Raw genomic sequence first — 16,414 nt, 5'->3', positions numbered from 1 at the left:
AGAATCTTGATATGACGCATTTTTGGATGAAGATTTTTACAAGGAGTTTCCTAGATTCTTTATGATTGTTGAAACGGCATAAAATCTGAATCAAAGGAGATATTATCCCGTTCTTCAGGACTGATAAAATTTAAAAAGATATTTTTAAATTCTTCTAGCTCATAGTCTGAATGGCAAATCCATTCTTTACCGGTAGAGACATACCATTTCCCAATATTTTTCAGCTCCTCATTAGTCAAACAAGGTATTTGAGAACATTTATCAAAATTGATGATATAAACTTTTTCATAAATTGATTGGATAAAATCTTTGAACATCTTTTGCCTCACAAGAATTCTATATCTAATTACTAATTCTACTAGTCTATAATCTGACTTTCCGCTACTTTCTTGTACCAGTGAGCTGATTTCTTAGTATAACGTTCTTGAGTTTCAAAGTCTACATAGAAGAGACCGTAGCGTTTTTCATAACCGTTTGACCATGAGAAGACATCCATTAATGACCAGATGAAGTATCCTTTGACGTTTGCACCATCAGCAATAGCATCAGACAAGACTTCCAAGTGTTGTTTCACATAATCAATACGACCATCATCGTAAACAGTGTTATCGACGAACTCATCTTTATAACCAAGTCCATTTTCAGTGATGTAAATCTTCTTGTAGTTAGGATAATCTTTCTTCACACGCATGATTTGGTCATACAAACCTTGAGGGTAGATAATCCAATCCCAATCCGTACGTGGTACATAGTCAGGAGCTACACGACGACCAACACCTTTAATTTGGTATTTAGAGCTTCCTTTTTCACCCTTACCATTATGGATGATTTCAGTTTCTCCATCAAAGGCTTCCATCCAGTCACTCATATAGTAGTTGATTCCTAGAAAATCATTCAAGTCTTTTGCAGCTTCTAATGCTGTAAAATCTTCTTCACGAAAATCTAAGCTACCACCATTGACGGATAAAATATGGTTGACACCTTCCATCGTTTCATCTGAATAGCGTCCAAGATAAGTTGCATCCAAGATAAATTTATTGTGAATAATATCTTCCAACTCAGCTGCACGAACATCTGCTGGATTTTTAGGATCCAAAGGATACTTGGTTGGCAGTGCGTGAACAACACCAATTTCACCTTTATAACCTTTATCTTTATATAGCTTGACTGCACGCGCATGAGAAACCATCATATTGTGGTGCGATTGGAAAACTTTGGCAAGGTCGTACTGAATACCTGGAGGGAATTTACCAACCAAATATTGACCATCACCGATTGGTCCAATTTCATTGAAGGTTGTCCAATAGTTTACTTCTGGAAATTCTTCAAAACAGAAGGCAGCATAGTCTACAAAGTGTTCAATATTTTCACGGTTTAAGAAGTCGCCATTTGAGTGGAGAGCTTCTGGTGTGTCAAAGTGATGAAGAGTTACAAAGGGCTCAACATGGCGTTTGTGACACTCTGCAAATAAATTATGATAAAACTCAACACCTTTAGCATTTACTTGACCGTAACCAGTCGGGAAAATACGTGACCAAGCAATAGAAATTCGAATGCCATTGACACCATACTCTTCTGCCAACTTGAGGTCAACTGGGTATCGATTGTAAAAATCACTGGCTGGTTCTGCAGTGTACCAGTAGTTATCTTCAAGATATTTATCCCAAGCTACTGGTCCTTTACCATCAGTATGTGTAGCACCTTCTGCTTGATAAGCAGCTGTTGCGCCACCAAAAATAAAGTCTTTTGGTAATGTTTTTGTCATTTTTTTCACCTATTTCTTGATTTAAATAAAGTAAAAGTGAGAGGAGAGGAGTCAGTGAGCCATCCTTCTCCATCTCACTTCTTGTACCAAGTCACCGAATTGTGACATGAGGAGGTAAAAACAATATCTTTTTACCGACGAATTAACAAGGCGATTAGGAAATTCGCCATAGCGATTTCCGTAACGATAGGAGACTATTTCAGAGTCCCTATTATTAATCGAATTGTGACATGAGGAGGTAAAAACGATATCTTTTTACCAACGAATTAACAAGGCGATTAGGAAATTCGCCATAGCGATTTCCGTAACGATAGGAGACTGTTTTATAGTCCCTATCGTTAATCGAATTGAGCTTGTACGAATGCAAGAGCACCTTTTCCATCACGAGTTAATTTGATGTATTGAGCGCCTTCTGTCTTGGCAAGTTTAATACCAAGTTTATCTGTTTCTGCTTTCATATCTTCAAAGTTTGAAGCAACTTGAGGGGCAAGGATAACTAGATCAAACTCTGGTAACATTTCACGGTGAGCACCATAGCCACCTGCTGCTGCTTTCACAGGGACATTGTATTCTGCTGCTGCCTTATTCAAAGCATTCGCAAGGAGACCACTTGTCCCTCCACCTGCACAGAGAACGAGGACATTTGTTTCTTCAGTGATGGTATTTTGTGCTGCATCGACACCCGCTTTTTCAAGAATAGCATCCGCTTTTGCAGTGTTGAAGTTTGCAGCAACTTTGTCTTTCAATTCATCATTAGATTTACCTGAACGCTCTTCTTCAAGAATTTGTTCATCATATACTTTAAGGAATGGGTAGTAAATGACTACGTCAACCACAATTAGAAGAGCAGCAAGAATGAATGATAGAACTTGGAAGTTCGTACCAAGAACTAGACCCAGTGGAGCTGGAGTTGTCCATGGTAGATTAGCAGTAAATGAGTTCATTCCAAGAGTTTCAATAAAGAATTTAAAGATCCATACGTTTGCAATTGGAGCAAAGATAAATGGAATGAAGAAGATTGGGTTCAATACAAGTGGTGCACCAAACAAGATTGGTTCATTTACACCAAAGAATGTTGGAACTACTGAAGCACGTCCGATTGCACGGTTACGTTTTGATTTTGTTAACCACATGAACATGAAAGGAACAACTAGTGTCGCACCTGTACCACCCATGGTAACGATAAACATTTGTGTACCAGAAGTAAGAATCTTGTCAGCGTGCATACCTTGTTGGAGAAGGTTCAAGTTGACTTCGGCATTGGCATAGGTAATTGCTGCGATAGCAGGTTCAACAATAGATGGACCGTGAATCCCAACAAACCAGAAGAAGGCAAAAGCACCAAAGATAATGGTAATACCAAGATAGCCATCAGCTGCAGAGAATAATGGTGCAAAGAATTTACCGATTGATTCTGCCACACTTGCACCAACAAAATGACGTGCTAATAAGTCAAGAGCATAAAGAGAAACAACAGATAGAGTGAATGGAATCACATCTTTAAAGACTTGTGAGATATTTGGTGGAACTTCGTCAGGCATACGAATAGTGACGTTGTTCTTAACACAAACCTTATAGATTGCTACAGTAACAAAGGCAGCAAGGAAGGCTGAAAGCAAACCTTTTGTCCCCAAGAATCCAGTAGCAAGACCATTTTCGATAGGATCAGCTGCCAACATCAACAAACCAACAATCGCTGCTAACAGTGTTGACATATAGTTGATTTGATTGGTTTTCTCCATGCTACGGTTTACTGAGTCGGTCAATGACTTAGCTGTTGTACCAGCTACCAAGAGAGCCAGAATACCCATAGAATAGCTATAAGGTTTCATCAGAAATGCTACAACTTCATCAGACCATTTAAAGCCCCATGAGTTTGGTACAAAGGCGATTAAGATAAAGATACTTGAGAAGAGAATAACAGGCATACCTGCAATGAAACCATCACGAATAGCACGAAGATAGATATTACGAGATAGTTTCTCAAAGAAAGGTTTTCCTTTCTCAATAAATGCAATTAGTTTATTCATTATTTAACTCCTCTCTTATAAAGTTCGATTAAGTGGTGCATCAAATCTTTTAACAAGACAGTTGTCATCAAGTGGTCTTGGCCATGCATCATGGTCACACTATACGCTAAGTCCTCACCAGAAGCTTCCTTAGTCAATAGACTTGTTTGAGCATGGTGAGCCTCTGCGATACAGCTGCCAGCTTCCTCAACTAGGTTATCGGCTTTTGTAAAATCGCCAGCTTCAGCAGCTTTCAAGGCTTCCAATAGTTTTGAACGAGCATCGCCAGCATAGGCTACGATTTCAAAACCTAACAATGTTACTTCTTCTCTATTCATGATAGAATTCTCCTTATATAGTTTTAAATAAATTTTTATGACAATAAACGTTGGATATGTAGAACTAGATAAACTCGTTCACTTTTATACAAATCAAGACCCGTATATTCCGTAATCACATCATAGATCTTGGAACCAATCTCGAACGCTTTTGGATAGGATCGTTTGATGTGGTCTTCCATATCCAGAAGTGATTGGTTATCATCTCTAGATCTGTCTAAATAATCCAAGAAATAATTCAAATGAATCATAAAACGATCATAGAAATGGTTATTCTCTTTAGTTCGTTGAATTGCATAGTCCGTTAAAACTTCTTCAACATTCCTGAGAATTTCTTTCCTCTTATCAATCGACTCCACAAGTTCCACTTCATTTTCACCTTCGGCATTAATGAAATGATAAGCAATCCGAATAATTTCGTCCTCAGGAAAATGATCTGCTAGCTTCTGGCGGTAAATTTCAAATGCCTCATTTGCAATTTGAAAAGCGACAGGATACTTAGTGGAAATATCTGGCAGATTACTATCCTTGTACCTTCCTTGTGCTAGAGCTTGGTAAGAACAGTAAATATGATCTGTCAAGGTTACGTAGAGATACTCTTGAATCGGATAATGATATTTCTTTGATAGCTTATCAATGATTTCATAAGTCACCGTGATAAAATCAAGCGGAACATCTTTGAGGAGAGCCATAAAGTTTTCTCTGGACTCTTCGGTCTTCATCCGAAAGATTTTCTCAACCTGCTGTTCAGAAATCAAATCTCCCTTCTTCTTTCCAAATGCAATCCCCTTACCAATTACAATCACTTCTTCTCCTTTATCATTCCTGACAAGCGAAACATTATGATTTATTGGATTTAGAATTCGATACATGTCAACCTCCTTTTATATCTTAAAGGTATATGAGTACAAAAAATGACCACAAATGAACTAGAAAATCAGCCGATTTCTAATTCACCTGTGATCATGCCTAATATTACTTAGTAACACTCACCTTGTATTAACTTGTGATTTAATTATAGCACAAGTAAGTTATTTTGTAAACCTTTACATAAAACTTTTTTTAAAATTTTTTTTAGATTCATGTTCCTAACCTAGGAGGACTTGCTTACACGCGTTCTTTCCATGAAGTCGCTGTTGTTTGAAGAACTTTGTTGAGTTCGTCAATATTTTCAAATCCAGTTGTGCGAAGCCATTCACGTGCTGCTTCTTCACCATCTTTGATGTAAGCTTCAACTGATCCAGCCCATGTTGCACGGCCACAAAGAACACCATTGAAGTTTGCACCTGATTCATGGGCAAATACAAGAGTATCTTGGAAAAGTTTAGCTGATACACCAGCACTCAAGTAGATGTATGGCAAGTTAGTTGCTTCATCTTGTGCTTTGAAGAAGGCTGCTGCTTCTTCACGTGTATAAACTACTTCACCTTCAGCGAAACCTTCAACATATTTAATGTTAACAGGAACTTCAACTTTCAATACATCAATGTTAAAGCGTGGGTCTGAGAAGACTTTCATAGCACCAATAACTTTGTGTGGTTTTACTTTCGCATATTCTACAGAACCTGCGTCCGCAATTTTTTCATCGTAAGCAAGGATTTCAAGGAAGAATGGGATATCTTCAGCCACACACTCAGAACCGATGCGTTCGATATAAGCTTGTTTTTCTTGGTTGAGTTCGTCTGAGCTATCTACATCATAGTAAAGCAAGAATTTAACTGCATCTGCACCTTCTTCTTTTATACGTTTTGCAGACCAAACATCCAAGCAGTCTGGCAAGCGTTTTGTGCTTGTTGTGTCATAACCTGTTTTTTCATAAGCAAGGAGAAGACCAGCTTTTTCATCAAGAGCTTTAGTTGCTGGAAGTCCATACTCAGGGTCAAGAAGCATTGATGAAGCGTATTTAGTCAATTCATCTGCTACCAAGACTTTCAGTTCTTCCATTTGAGCCACAGTTGGTTCTTCTGTTTGGTGTTGAGCCATGAGGCGTTTCAAAGCACCACGTTGGTCAAATGCAAGAGCTGAGATGATACCATTTTCATCAGAAAGTTTTTCTAAGCGTGCACGTTTTTGTTCTGTTAAAGCCATTTTATACCTCTTTTACTATTAATTGATCATATAGAGCTTGATAGTTGGCCATGTTGACATGACCAGTCATTTTTTCTTGAGCATTGAGCATACCAAGGACATTTGCCTTGATGAGTAATTCTGCATCCGATTCTTTGTGAAGAAGCCCTGAAGAAATTCCAGCAACTGTAGAATCTCCAGATCCAACAGGATTGACCACCTGAATTCTAGGAATATCTACCTTGTAGAAAGTGTCACCATGTTTGGCAAAGGCACCGTTGGCACCAAGTGAAACGATAATCCATTCAATACCTGCAAACAAAGGTTCTTGAAGGACTTCTTTTAATTCATGCAAATCCTCAGAAACTTCTCTTCCTAGAAGTTGAGACAATTCCTCATTATTTGGTTTGATGACTGTTGGTTTATGTGGTGATTCAAGAACCGCCTGAAGTGCTGCACCAGAGCAGTCCAAGACAACAGGCTTGCCAGCTTGATTAGCAAGTTCTACCAAGCTCGCATAGTAATCAACTGGAAGACCAGCTGGCAGACTACCTGAGATAGCTACTACTTCAACTGACTCCAAGAGTTTCTTGAAATGTTCCAAAAAGTCTTGACCTTCCTGTTCCAATACTTCAGGACCTTTTTCAAGAACTTCTGTTTGGTTGTCTCCGTGAAGAATAGCGATACAGTTACGAGTTTCTCCCTGAATTGAGAAGAAATCTTTCTTTACTTGATCATCGATATGTTCAACCAAAAACTCACCATGTTTACCACCCACTAAACCAGTAGCAAGAACAGAATCCCCAAATTCTGAAAGTACTCGGGTAACATTGAGTCCCTTACCACCAGCCGTTTTGGTTACATCCACCACACGATTGACAGTATCAATCTTCAACTCATCCAAAGGATAGGAAATATCAATGGATGGGTTCATTGTGACTGTTAAAATCATAGGTCACCTCTTAGTCGTGGTATTCTCCGCGATCCCATTTTTCAAGGAATTCAGTGAAGAAGTTTGCGTCTGTTTGTTGAGCATTGTGACTTTCAACGTGTTCAATTTTCGCAATCAATTTTTTGTTTTCTTCAGATGGTTTGTATTCAGCATGGATGAAAGCTTCGATGATATCACACATGAGCAATTCACCAGTAATCTTACCACCAAAACCGATAACGTTAGCGTTCAATTGCTCTTTAGCATAAAGGGCTGTTGTCATATCACGAACCAAGGCAGAACGGACACCTGGAACTTTATTTACAGCATTGTTGATACCAACACCAGTACCACAGATACATACTCCAAGATCAGCTTGACCACTAGTTACAGCTTCCCCTACTTTTTTACCAAAGATTGGGTAGTGAGTACGTGTATGGTCATATGTACCAAAGTCAATAACTTCATATCCTTTTGATTTCAAAAATTCTGAAACCGCCATTTTCTCATCTGTTACGATGTGGTCACATCCAATTGCAATTCTCATTTTTAACTTACCTTTCTTACTGTAATCTAATTAGCACATTTTGTTCAACATGTCGACACGAATTTGGTGACGTCCACCATCGTATTTACCGTTAACAAATCCTTTAGCAATGTTTTTAGCCAATTCATCACCAACAAGTTGTGCACCCATAGTGATCATACGTGAGTTGTTGTGGCCACGAGTCATATAAGCTGAACGTTCGTCAGAAACTTCTGCAGCAACCATTCCTTTGATTTTTGTTGCGACCATAAATGGACCCGCTCCATAAGCATCAATCACGATACCAAGGTTTTGTTCTTCTTTGTTTACTTCTGCAGCAACAGCAAGAGTCACATCAACAAAGTCTTGACCTTCAGCTGTAACATCCACAACGTGGAAGTTTTCTTTTTCCAAGAAGTCTTTCACAACTTCTTTCAATCTCAAACCTGCAGCATCTGCACCGATAACAATAGACATATTGTATACTCCTTTTTATTTTTCTAGGCTAGTAAAGACTTTTATAGCTAGCAGTTTACCTACAAAAGACTTTCTAGCAGTTTATTGACAAATTAGATTGAATGAGATGAATGACACCTTATTCAAGTTTAGGAAATCAGTTTCCTAGAAAAAATCCTTCTCCACGAAAGAAAATATAACAAGTGATTATTTGTTTGTTACAAACATCATTTGTTGCTTACAAACATAATATACTCCTATTTCTAGAAAAAGTCAACAGTTAGTGTTTGTTTTTATGTTTTATTTTTTAACTAAAAAATTTCGATGTCAAAACCAATTTGATCCACTTGACCAGGTTCTAGGAGGCGAACATTCTTCTTATCTTCTAGATGATCTCCTTCTTCAAGGGATGTTGACAAGCCAGACCATGGTTCAAAAGCAATGAAAGGTCCTTTATTCAAAGTTGACCAGATGATGAGATTTGGAAACTCTGCAAAGTGCACTTTCAATCCCTTATCATGTTTACGAGAACGAAGTGCAATTGTTCTAGATTGCAATTCATCTAAGGTAACTGCATCTGTACTGAAAAGATCATAGCTGAGGTCTAATTCTTTTTGACCTTCTAGCCATGGACTTCTATCTTGGAAATCCAACATACCTGTTTCTGGGAAAGGACGTGGAACAGAGCAAGTCTCTTCTTTTTCAAACTCTAGATAATAATCTTCATAGACTTCATCATCAAGTAGAGGACAATTAAAGCCTGGATGTCCACCAATAAAGTAAGGCATGACCTTGCTAGTTTCTTTATTAAATATTTTGTATTGAGTTCGTACTGTCTTGCCGGTAAGGATATAAGTGATTTCTAGGCGGAAATGATATGGGTAGTTCTGATAGCTATTTTCATCGTCTTCAATTGCAAAAGTTACACTATTATCTGTCTGTTCAACTAAGTCAAATTCTTTCTTGCGGACCAGACCATGACGAGGAATCTTTCCTTTACTTTCTTTCCCTTTCTCATCTATATAGAAGGCTGTATCCTCCCTCAATGAACCACAAATGGGAAAGAGAACAGGAGCTTGTCCACTCCAATAAGTAGCATCTCCTTGCCACAAATACTCAAGACCTTCAGCATCTTTTATAGAAGACAGAGCTCCACCAAAACTGTTAAATTGAACACTTAATTGTTCTGATTTTAATTCAATTACCATTATTTTCTCCGATTTCTTGATAGTTTATAAAAAACTAGGCTGTCACTCCTAATGGTATGACAACCTAGTTTCAACAATTTACACTCTGCGAAAATCCAATTCAAACTTCGTCAGCGTCGCCTTGCCGTACTTTAGTACAGCCTGCGGCTAGCTTCCTAGTTTGCTCTTTGATTTTCATTGAGCTTACATTTTATAGGAGCGCATTATTTTGCTTTTGCTGCGTACTCTTCATTACGTTTGATCATTTGTTTTCTGTACCAAGCAAAGATACCGATATAGAATACAAGGAAGACTACTGCACCAAGGATTGCTTTGATATCACCAGTTGTAGTGTTACCAATTGTCCAACCAAGAAGTTTTTCGATTGGTCCTTCAAGAGTTGAGTGAGTAATCAATTGAGTTTCACTCACACCTGCTGGGAAGGCACCTACACCTTTAGCAAGTTCTGTTGCAAATGGTGCGATAAGTGTACCTGAAAGAAGGAAGAGTGGCAACAAGAGTGTTCCGAAGATAATCATACGGAGCAATTTACCACGTGTTACAACCAAGAGAGCTGGAGTAACACCCATTGCGATGATACCTGCAAGTGGCAAGATACCATTTCCGACTTTTGAAAGAAGCACTGCTTCAATCAACATGATTGGTGCAAGTACGTTGGCACAAGCCCAGATTTCAGCACGACCAGCGATGAATGGCCAGTCAAGACCGATATTGAATTTACGTCCTTGAAGACGTTTAGTAGCAACGTTTGTAATACCTTGTGAAAGAGGTTCTACAGCGGCGATGAACCATGAACCAATAAGTGAGAAGAGTTCCAAAGATACACCGGCAGTCAAACCAAGAGACAACCATCCTTTGATAACAAGACGCCATTTATCTGCATCTGCAACCCCTTCAATTGGATGTGGAGTTCCCATAATACCGATTACAATACCAAGAATGAAACCTATAAAGAATTTAGATCCCCAGAAACCGATTTTCTTGTTCAATTTAGCAGCATCAAAGTCATATTTATCAAGACCTGGGAAGAATTTTTCAAAAATCTTATCCAAAACCATGATAACTGGGTTCATCATGTAGTTCATGTGAGTTGAAGTCATTGGAGATGAACTTGGAGCGTTAAGAAGGTCATCAAATGTAGGTTTCATCAAGTCAGAGTTGATGATTTTAAGAACCCCAACAAGTACAATAGCTGCTGTAGCAATCAAGAGTGAAACCCCTTGGCTCACACCGTTGTTGTCTGCATACCATTTAATCAAAAGACCTGTGATAGACAAGTGCCAGATATCGAAGATATCAACGTCAAGTGTATCTGTTTTCTTCATAGCAAGCATCACTACGTTGACAATCAACATGATGAGCAAGAAGTAAAGTGTCCAAGCAGAACCCCAAGTGATTGTAGCAAGTGGTGCCCAACCAACGTCGGTAATACTCAATTGAATACCAGTATTTTCAACGAATTTTGCAAGTGATGCTGAGAAAGCACCATTTAGCATACCGATGATAGCACCGATACCAGTAAGAGCGATGGCAAGTTTGATACCACCTTCAAGAGCTTTGGAGAATTTCACTCCAAAAAGTAAAGCCAATACTGTCAAAATGATCAACATGATAACAGGACCACCCATATCTAAGACGGGTGTAAAGACCTTTTTGATTAGGTCAAAGATTGCATCCATAACAGTTCCTCCCTTTTTTATGTTATATGAATGTTAACAAATTAAAATTAGCTTAATCCGTGTTCTTTGATAGCTGCTTCAATATTATCAAATACTGGAGCACTCATAGCTGGGATACGGAATAAGATTGGTCCAGCTTCTATAACTGGAATACCTGGTTCAAAACCAAGATCTGTCGCAGCAATTGGTGTAAAGATGTCATAACCTTTGATAAGGTCTTCGTTGACGTCTTTTACCATAACTGCATCACAGTGAACATCAAAACCGCGGTTTGAAAGTTCTTCTTCAAGAGCACTTTTAATTTGGTGGCTTGAGTTAACACCTGCACCGCAGGCAGCAAGAATTTTAATCATATGGATTTCCTCCGATTTAATATTTTTAATAGACAAGATTAAGCAATTGCTTCAGCAATATAAGCATAGAGGGCTTCTGGTTCAGAAATTTTTGATAGGTCTTCAAGATGACTATTTCCAGTAAAGAAGTCCATCAACTGAGCAAGAATGTTCGTTTGACTTGAACTTGAGTTATTAATGATAAAGAAGAGTAAGGATACTTCTACTTCCTTATCTGGTGCAATCATATTGTGGAAGGTCACTGGATTATCTAATCGAACGACCACAACTTTTTCAGCTAGATTATGAACAATATCTGTATGAGGAATAGCCACATTCGGCAAATCCTTACCCAAAAATTCCATATCTAAGCCAGTTGGAAATGACTTTTCACGCGTGATCAGGGCTTCACGATAGGTCGGAGTCACGATTTCTCGTTCTTCCAATAAAGTTGCGACCTGATCAAAGAGATGTTCTTGATTATCCGCTTCTAAGCAAAACACAAGGTTTTTGTCAAAGAAATGATCTAATCCCATAAGGTTTTCCCTTCTTTCCATTAACTTTATGCTATAAGTATAACACTATATGAAATCGTTGTCAATATTTTTTTGTTGTTTTTTGTCCTTTTTTTGATTATTTTGTTTATTTTTTTATCTTTACAATCAAAACAAACATTTAAAACAAACACTTTAAACGATTTAATCCTATTATAAATGCAAAAAACAGGCCTATTTAAGCCTGTTTTACTATTGATTCTTATGTAAATTTCCTGTGAACAAGAAAAACAATTATGATAACTTATTCTTCATCCATGCTCAAGACGCTAAGGAAGGCTTCTTGTGGAACTTCTACTGATCCAATAGCTTTCATGCGTTTCTTACCAGCTTTTTGTTTTTCAAGGAGTTTGCGTTTACGAGAAACGTCACCACCGTAACACTTAGCAAGTACGTTCTTACGAAGGGCCTTGATATCCGTACGAGCAACGATTTTGTGTCCAATAGCTGCTTGAATTGGCACCTCAAATTGTTGGCGAGGGATGATTTTCTTAAGCTTATCAACGATGAGTTTTCCGCGTTCGTAGGCAAAGTCCTTGTGAACGATAAAGCTAAGGGCATCCACCTTGTCTCCATTGAGAAGGATGTCCATTTTGACCAGCTTAGAGGGGCGATACTCTGACAATTCATAGTCAAAGCTTGCATAACCGCGAGTTGAAGACTTAAGCTTATCAAAGAAGTCAAAGACGATTTCAGCCAGTGGAATTTGATAGATAACATTGACACGGTTATCATCGATATAATCCATCGTCACAAAGTCCCCACGCTTGCGCTGAGCTAGCTCCATCACTGCTCCAACAAACTCTTGCGGTACCATGATTTGCGCTTTAACATATGGCTCCTCAATGGTCGCAATCTTAGTTGGGTCTGGGAACTCAGATGGGTTAGACACATCCATAGACTCGCCGTCGGTCAAGTTGACCTTATAGATAACAGATGGAGCTGTCATGATGAGGTCAATGTTGAACTCACGTTCCAAACGCTCTTGGATAACATCCATATGGAGAAGTCCAAGGAAACCACAACGGAAACCAAATCCAAGTGCCTGAGATGTTTCTGGTTCAAATTGGAGACTAGCATCATTCAGTTGCAATTTTTCAAGGGCTTCACGTAGGTCATTGTACTTGTTTGACTCGATAGGATATAGACCCGCAAAGACCATAGGATTCATCTGCTTGTAGCCATGTAAGGGCTCAGCCGCAGGATTGGTTGCCAAGGTAACGGTATCACCCACACGAGTATCCTGAACCGTCTTAATAGAAGCTGCAATATAACCAACGTCCCCAGTCGCAAGGAAATCACGACCAACTGCTTTGGGTGTAAAGATACCGACTTCCGTAACATCAAAAGTCTTGCCATTGCTCATAAGCTGAATCTTATCGCCAGGTTTGACCACCCCATCCATGACACGCACTTGAAGAATAACCCCACGGTAAGCATCGTAAACAGAATCGAAAATCAAAGCCTTAAGCGGCGCCGTCACATCACCCGTTGGCGCTGGCACTTTTTCTACGATTTGCTCGAGAATTTCTTCAATACCAATTCCAGCCTTTGCTGAAGCCAATACTGCTTCACTAGAATCTAAACCAATGACATCCTCAATCTCTGTACGAACTCGCTCTGGATCTGCTGCCGGTAGGTCAATCTTATTAATGACTGGCATGATTTCCAAATCATTGTCCAAGGCTAAATAAACATTAGCAAGTGTTTGTGCCTCAATCCCTTGAGCTGCATCGACCACTAAAATAGCACCTTCACAGGCAGCCAAGGAACGTGAAACTTCATAGGTGAAGTCTACGTGTCCAGGTGTGTCAATCAAGTGGAAAATGTAAGTCTCTCCGTCTTTTGCAGTATAATTAAGCTCAATAGCATTAAGTTTGATGGTAATCCCACGTTCACGCTCCAAATCCATGCTATCTAAAAGCTGAGCCTGCATTTCTCGGCTTGAAACAGTCTCTGTTTTTTCCAAAATGCGGTCTGCTAGGGTTGACTTGCCATGGTCAATATGGGCGATAATGGAGAAGTTACGAATCTTCTCCTGTCGTTTTTTTAAATCTTCTAAGTTCATGATTCTCTTCCTTTCAGGGTATCTATTAATTATAAATTGTTTTTAACATTTTGACAAGACCATACCCTGTAAGGAGTACTAATCTTCGGCAACAAAGCCATCACTTTCGACAATGTAATGTTCTGTCATTCCGTTCTCTGTAAAGACAATCCCATGAAGGACACCACCATAAACAGCTCCTCCATCCATTCCAATCTTGCCATCTTCTGTAGTCCAAAGCTCAGCTGTACCACGCACTTGCTTCAACAAACCATAGACCGGTGTATGGCCAAAGACAATGATTTTTCCAGTATGATTTTCTGCTTCATGGAATGGTTTTCTGAGCCAGACTTTCTTGTAATCTGTGGTTTCATGCCAGTCGTCTAAGGTCAAATCAATACCTGCGTGCACAAAGATATACTTGTCTGTCTCTACCACAAATGGCATTTGACGAATAAATTCGACCAAGTCTGCTGCTTCAGTAGCAACACGCTTGGCATCTTCTACTCCATCAACCGGTGCATCCAAGGGACGACCTAGGATAGAGTTAATGGTTGTATCTCCACCATTTCGACGATAATGGTCATAACTTTCTTCTGGGTTATCGAGCCAAGTTAAAAACATATACTCGTGGTTTCCTGACAAACAGATAGCCCCTTGATTGTCCACCAAGTCCTTGACCATTTCAAGAACACGGCGACTATCTTCACCACGGTCAATCAAATCCCCTAGAAAGAGCAACTGGGTCTGACCATCCCATGTTTTGAGAAGGTCTTCTAGCATCGCTGCTTTTCCATGAACATCTCCAATTACATAATAGTCTGTCATCTTATTTCTCCCTGTTTCTCAACAATTCTCTGGCTTGCGTCAGAGCTGCTTCTGTCACATCATCACCTGCCAACATCTTGGCAACTTCCTCCACTCGCTCTTCGACCGTCAAAAGACGAACAGTCGAAACCGTTGAATGGTCATTGCTAATCTTCTCAATAAAGAATTGATAATCCGCAATCGCAATCACTTGTGGCAAATGGGAAATAGCCAGAACCTGCCCATGTTGGCCAATCTTGTGAATCTTCTGTGCAATGGCCTGAGCTACACGGCCTGAAACTCCCGTATCCACCTCATCAAAGACAATACTTGTCTTGCCCTCTTTACGAGAAAAGGCAGACTTAATGGCTAGCATGAGACGAGATAATTCCCCACCAGATGCAACCTTGACCAAGGGTTTAAAGTCTTCACCAGGGTTGGTTGAAATATAAAACTCAACCATTTCATTTCCCTCACGACTGAATTTGCTCTTGCTAAAACGAACCTGAAACTGGGCTTTTTCCATATAAAGATCTTGTAGTTCTTGTTTAATCTCAGCTTCAAGCTGCTGAGCTAAGTCATGACGAGCAGAGGCAAGTTGACCTGCCAAATCGACAAGATTGACTTCCAATTTCTTAAGCTCTGCTTCCATGTCCTCAGATGAAAGGTTATTTCCTGTCAAGAGATTGTATTCTTCCATAATCTTGGCAAAATAAAGCAAGACATCGTCTACAGTCCCACCATACTTACGGGTAATGGTATGAAGGAGGTCCAAACGATTTTCAACCTGCATAAGACGATTGCCGTCAAAATCAAGGTCCTCAATAATAGCTTCCAAACGTTTGCTAATGTCTTCTAATACATAGTAGGTCTCAGACAAAGAGCTTGAAATTTCACGGTATTCAGGGTCATACTCTTCGACACTTTCCATGTCATTCATGGCTGAACGAACATTGGCTAGACTTGAAAAGTCTTCATTGTCCAACATACTGTAGGCATTGGTCAGCGTATCCGCAATATTTTTATGATTGAGAAGTTTATCACGCTCTTGATTGAGAGCCAGGTCTTCTCCAGCCTGCAAGTTTGCAGCCTCAATCTCTGCCATTTGAAATTCCAACATTTCGATACGTGCCTTGTGTTCCTGCTGGTTTTTCTTGACTTCTAGAACCTGCTTACGCATTTTTCGATAAGCATCAAAACTCGTTTGATAGGTTTCTTTCAAGGCCCAAAAGGCTGTATCACCAAATTCATCCAACATCTGGATATGCAGTTGGGGACGCATTAATTCCTCTTGGTCATGCTGACCATGAATATCTACTAGATGTTGTCCAATAGCACGCAAAACAGACAGATTAACCATCTGGCCATTCACACGGCTAATACTACGACCATTTTGCAGAATTTCTCGACGGATGATAATTTCATCACCCAATTCCAAACCTTGCTCATCAAAAATTTCCTGCAAAAGGCGACTATTCTCAACTGAGAAAAGCCCCTCAATCTCTGCCTTTAGCGCACCATGACGAATAACATCTGTCGTAGCACGAGCTCCCAACATCATATTCATGGCATCAATGATAATCGACTTCCCTGCACCCGTTTCACCAGTCAGAACAGTCATTCCCTTTTCAAAATTGAAGGAGATAGCCTCAATAATGGCAAAGTTTTTTATCGAAATTTCAAGTAACATATAGA

General features: G+C 39.4%; 16 protein-coding genes. All 16 read right to left on the bottom strand.

The genetic code is table 11. The features are described from left to right. Positions 1-59 precede the first annotated feature (59 nt). The 16 genes from ADJ60_RS04070 to recN all read right to left on the bottom strand — a co-directional run bounded on the left by ADJ60_RS04070 (position 60) and on the right by recN (position 16,409). Positions 60-317: a DUF3884 family protein gene (locus tag ADJ60_RS04070; RefSeq protein ID WP_080983331.1), complete on the bottom strand. Its 258-nt coding sequence runs from the start codon at positions 315-317 to the stop codon at positions 60-62. Between the two features lie 41 nt (positions 318-358). Beyond that, the gene (gene lacG, locus ADJ60_RS04060) at positions 359-1,765 is read right to left on the bottom strand and encodes a 6-phospho-beta-galactosidase (protein ID WP_049543587.1); all 1,407 of its coding nucleotides are present in this window, start codon (positions 1,763-1,765) and stop codon (positions 359-361) included. 338 nt (positions 1,766-2,103) lie between these two features. Then, entirely contained in the window at positions 2,104-3,795 is a 1,692-nt protein-coding gene (locus ADJ60_RS04055; RefSeq protein ID WP_045611530.1) for a lactose-specific PTS transporter subunit EIIC, read from the bottom strand. Next, the gene (locus ADJ60_RS04050) at positions 3,795-4,112 is read right to left on the bottom strand and encodes a PTS lactose/cellobiose transporter subunit IIA (protein ID WP_049543586.1); all 318 of its coding nucleotides are present in this window, start codon (positions 4,110-4,112) and stop codon (positions 3,795-3,797) included. Before ADJ60_RS04050 ends, ADJ60_RS04055 begins: the two co-directional genes overlap by 1 nt. 35 nt (positions 4,113-4,147) lie before the next feature. After that, positions 4,148-4,984: a PRD domain-containing protein gene (locus ADJ60_RS04045; protein ID WP_049543584.1), complete on the bottom strand. Its 837-nt coding sequence runs from the start codon at positions 4,982-4,984 to the stop codon at positions 4,148-4,150. A 235-nt stretch (positions 4,985-5,219) separates the two neighbouring features. Beyond that, on the bottom strand, positions 5,220-6,200 hold the full coding sequence (lacD, locus tag ADJ60_RS04040; protein WP_001229115.1) for a tagatose-bisphosphate aldolase: 981 nt from the start codon (positions 6,198-6,200) through the stop codon (positions 5,220-5,222). A 1-nt stretch (position 6,201) separates the two neighbouring features. After that, positions 6,202-7,131: a tagatose-6-phosphate kinase gene (locus ADJ60_RS04035; RefSeq protein WP_049543581.1), complete on the bottom strand. Its 930-nt coding sequence runs from the start codon at positions 7,129-7,131 to the stop codon at positions 6,202-6,204. Between the two features lie 10 nt (positions 7,132-7,141). Further along, positions 7,142-7,657 (bottom strand): galactose-6-phosphate isomerase subunit LacB, encoded by a 516-nt coding sequence (gene lacB, locus ADJ60_RS04030; RefSeq protein ID WP_001216913.1) that lies wholly within the window; start codon positions 7,655-7,657, stop codon positions 7,142-7,144. Between the two features lie 30 nt (positions 7,658-7,687). Continuing rightward, positions 7,688-8,113 (bottom strand): galactose-6-phosphate isomerase subunit LacA, encoded by a 426-nt coding sequence (gene lacA / locus ADJ60_RS04025; protein ID WP_000029277.1) that lies wholly within the window; start codon positions 8,111-8,113, stop codon positions 7,688-7,690. 290 nt (positions 8,114-8,403) lie between these two features. After that, positions 8,404-9,300 (bottom strand): aldose 1-epimerase family protein, encoded by an 897-nt coding sequence (locus tag ADJ60_RS11010; RefSeq protein WP_080983330.1) that lies wholly within the window; start codon positions 9,298-9,300, stop codon positions 8,404-8,406. Positions 9,301-9,503: 203 nt separating this feature from the next. Next, on the bottom strand, positions 9,504-10,979 hold the full coding sequence (locus ADJ60_RS04015; RefSeq protein WP_033605646.1) for a PTS galactitol transporter subunit IIC: 1,476 nt from the start codon (positions 10,977-10,979) through the stop codon (positions 9,504-9,506). Between the two features lie 47 nt (positions 10,980-11,026). Beyond that, a complete protein-coding gene (locus ADJ60_RS04010; RefSeq protein WP_023942583.1) occupies positions 11,027-11,332 on the bottom strand; it encodes a PTS sugar transporter subunit IIB in 306 nt (101 codons plus the stop codon). Between the two features lie 38 nt (positions 11,333-11,370). Further along, a complete protein-coding gene (locus ADJ60_RS04005; RefSeq protein ID WP_033685008.1) occupies positions 11,371-11,847 on the bottom strand; it encodes a PTS sugar transporter subunit IIA in 477 nt (158 codons plus the stop codon). A 262-nt stretch (positions 11,848-12,109) separates the two neighbouring features. Continuing rightward, on the bottom strand, positions 12,110-13,933 hold the full coding sequence (gene lepA / locus ADJ60_RS04000) for a translation elongation factor 4 (RefSeq protein ID WP_049543578.1): 1,824 nt from the start codon (positions 13,931-13,933) through the stop codon (positions 12,110-12,112). A 78-nt stretch (positions 13,934-14,011) separates the two neighbouring features. After that, the gene (locus tag ADJ60_RS03995) at positions 14,012-14,740 is read right to left on the bottom strand and encodes a metallophosphoesterase family protein (protein WP_049543576.1); all 729 of its coding nucleotides are present in this window, start codon (positions 14,738-14,740) and stop codon (positions 14,012-14,014) included. Position 14,741: 1 nt separating this feature from the next. After that, positions 14,742-16,409: a DNA repair protein RecN gene (recN, locus tag ADJ60_RS03990; protein ID WP_049543573.1), complete on the bottom strand. Its 1,668-nt coding sequence runs from the start codon at positions 16,407-16,409 to the stop codon at positions 14,742-14,744. Positions 16,410-16,414 lie beyond the last annotated feature (5 nt).

Source organism: Streptococcus pseudopneumoniae (assembly GCF_001076775.1).
Taxonomy (GTDB): domain Bacteria; phylum Bacillota; class Bacilli; order Lactobacillales; family Streptococcaceae; genus Streptococcus; species Streptococcus pseudopneumoniae_G.
Note: the sequence above shows the minus strand (reverse complement) of the source record. Positions and strands in the feature narration are given on the sequence as shown.

Coding starts and splice junctions, on each gene's coding strand:
- ADJ60_RS04050 (WP_049543586.1), bottom strand. CDS start 4,112: ATGAATAGAGAAGAAGTAACATTGTTAGGTTTTGAAATCGTAGCCTAT.
- ADJ60_RS04015 (WP_033605646.1), bottom strand. CDS start 10,979: ATGGATGCAATCTTTGACCTAATCAAAAAGGTCTTTACACCCGTCTTA.
- lacA (WP_000029277.1), bottom strand. CDS start 8,113: ATGTCTATTGTTATCGGTGCAGATGCTGCAGGTTTGAGATTGAAAGAA.
- lacB (WP_001216913.1), bottom strand. CDS start 7,657: ATGAGAATTGCAATTGGATGTGACCACATCGTAACAGATGAGAAAATG.
- ADJ60_RS04035 (WP_049543581.1), bottom strand. CDS start 7,131: ATGATTTTAACAGTCACAATGAACCCATCCATTGATATTTCCTATCCT.
- lepA (WP_049543578.1), bottom strand. CDS start 13,933: ATGAACTTAGAAGATTTAAAAAAACGACAGGAGAAGATTCGTAACTTC.
- lacD (WP_001229115.1), bottom strand. CDS start 6,200: ATGGCTTTAACAGAACAAAAACGTGCACGCTTAGAAAAACTTTCTGAT.
- ADJ60_RS03995 (WP_049543576.1), bottom strand. CDS start 14,740: ATGACAGACTATTATGTAATTGGAGATGTTCATGGAAAAGCAGCGATG.
- ADJ60_RS04005 (WP_033685008.1), bottom strand. CDS start 11,847: ATGGGATTAGATCATTTCTTTGACAAAAACCTTGTGTTTTGCTTAGAA.
- lacG (WP_049543587.1), bottom strand. CDS start 1,765: ATGACAAAAACATTACCAAAAGACTTTATTTTTGGTGGCGCAACAGCT.
- ADJ60_RS04070 (WP_080983331.1), bottom strand. CDS start 317: ATGTTCAAAGATTTTATCCAATCAATTTATGAAAAAGTTTATATCATC.
- ADJ60_RS04045 (WP_049543584.1), bottom strand. CDS start 4,984: ATGTATCGAATTCTAAATCCAATAAATCATAATGTTTCGCTTGTCAGG.
- ADJ60_RS04055 (WP_045611530.1), bottom strand. CDS start 3,795: ATGAATAAACTAATTGCATTTATTGAGAAAGGAAAACCTTTCTTTGAG.
- recN (WP_049543573.1), bottom strand. CDS start 16,409: ATGTTACTTGAAATTTCGATAAAAAACTTTGCCATTATTGAGGCTATC.
- ADJ60_RS11010 (WP_080983330.1), bottom strand. CDS start 9,300: ATGGTAATTGAATTAAAATCAGAACAATTAAGTGTTCAATTTAACAGT.
- ADJ60_RS04010 (WP_023942583.1), bottom strand. CDS start 11,332: ATGATTAAAATTCTTGCTGCCTGCGGTGCAGGTGTTAACTCAAGCCAC.